Source organism: Mycobacterium helveticum, from assembly GCF_007714205.1.
Taxonomy (GTDB): Bacteria; Actinomycetota; Actinomycetes; order Mycobacteriales; family Mycobacteriaceae; genus Mycobacterium; species Mycobacterium helveticum.
Genome location: NZ_VMQU01000260.1, coordinates 1 through 1,957, shown reverse-complemented (window position 1 = coordinate 1,957; position 1,957 = coordinate 1). Strand labels below are relative to the sequence as shown.

Below are 1,957 nucleotides of genomic sequence, written 5' to 3'. Positions count from 1 at the left end.
GAAACCGGAAATCAAGCTCAACTCGTGACCTCAACAGCCACCACGGGGAAAACTCGGGCTACCGTGAAATTTTGAGGCTACCAGGACGGAAATGATCCACTACAACGTCAGTAGATCCACCTATTCGGTGTAAAAACAGTTGACATTGTCACCACTGTAAATATCGCTTCGATAAAGGCAAGATCTCGTTTTGATAAAGCCGAACTAATCGCCACCTTGTTGCCGTATCTTTTTGCGCTACGGACTGCTGAACAACGACCGGTTGCGGCGCCGCGCCCGGCGGCTGTTGTGAGCCCCGATTGAACAGGCCGCCTGCGGCGGTCCGGCTGAGAAAGGTTGGGGCGATGAACTATTCGGTGTTGCCACCCGAGGTCAACTCAGGCCGCATCTTCGCCGGTGCGGGCTCGGGGCCGATGCTGGCCGCGGCGGCGGCCTGGGATGGACTGGCTACCGAATTAGGTTCGGCTGCAGGGTCTTTCGGCTCGACGGTAGCCGGGCTCGCGGGCGAGTCCTGGCAGGGTTCGGCGTCGGTGGCGATGACGGCCGCGGCCGCGCCCTACTCCGCGTGGTTGAGCGAGGCGGCCGACCGGGCGGTGCAGGCCGCGGGCCAGGCCCGGGTGGCGGTCGCCGCGTTCGAGGCCGCGCGGGCGGCAACCGCGCATCCGGCGCTGGTCGCGGCCAACAGGGCCCAGCTGGTGGCGTTGGTGCGGTCGAACCTGTTGGGGCTCAACGCCCCCGCGATCGCGGCCGCCGAGGCTGGGTACGAGGCGATGTGGGCCCAGGACGTCGCTGCGATGTGGGGCTACCACGCCGGGGCGTCGGCGGCGATCTCGGCGTTGACGCCGTTCACCCAACTGCTGCAGAACGTCGCGGAGCTGCCGGGCCGGCTGGCCGGCGGCGCCGGCGCCGCGGCCACGCCCGCCGCCGTGGCCAGGACGCTCAGCGTCAATGCCGGCCTGGGCAACGTCGGTGGCGGCAACGTGGGTAACGCCAACATCGGCATCTCCAATATCGGCAGCGGCAACTTCGGCAACAACAACGTGGGTTGGGGCAACTCCGGCAGCGGCAACTTCGGGCTGGGAAACCTCGGCAGCAATAACACCGGCTCCGGGAACTGGGGCAGCTTCAATTTCGGCAGCGCCAATTTCGGCAGCAACAACTTCGGCTGGGGTAACGCGGGCGGTTTCAACAAGGGCTTCGCCAACACCGGCAGCGGCAACATCGGCTTCGGCAACACCGGAACGGGCAACATCGGCATCAACCTGACGGGCAACAACCAGTTCGGGATCGGCGGCCTGAACTCCGGCACCAACAACATCGGCCTGTTCAACTCCGGCAACGGGAACGTGGGGTTCTTCAACTCCGGCAACGGGAACTTCGGCATCGGGAACTCGGGCAGCTACAACACGGGGTTCGGCAACTCGGGCCAGGCCAATACCGGCTTGTTCAACGCCGGACTGTTCAACACCGGCAGCCTGAATGTGGGCACCGCCAACACCGGCTCCCTCGACGTGGGTAATTACAACTCGGGCGGGGTCAACCCGGGTTCGTTCAACACCGGCCTGTTCAACGTGGGCAACACGAACACCGGATTTTTCAACACCGGTGCGACCAACACCGGTGGCTTCAACACCGGCAACATGAACAACGGCTTCTTCTATGCAGGCGACGGTCAGGGCAGCCTCTACTTCCAGGTCGGCACGCCCAGCCTCACGCTGCCCCCGATCAACGTGCCCGGCATCACCGTTCCCGGCTTCCACCTCCCGGCGGTCACGATTCCGCCCCTGTCGATTCCCGCGATCACGACGCCGTCGAATGTGTCGGTGGGTGGGTTCGGGTTGCCGGCGGTGACGATTCCGTCGGTGTCGATTCCGTCGGTGACGACGCCGTCGAATGTGTCGGTGGGTGGGTTCGGGTTGCCGGCGGTGACGATTCCGTCGGTGTCGATTCCGTCGGT

At 64.7% G+C, this 1,957-nt stretch carries 1 protein-coding gene; it reads left to right on the top strand.

All coding sequences use genetic code 11. The features are described from left to right. Positions 1 to 344 precede the first annotated feature (344 nt). On the top strand, positions 345 to 1,957 hold a 1,613-nt coding region (locus FPZ47_RS27295), incomplete at its 3' end, for a PPE family protein (protein WP_145039769.1).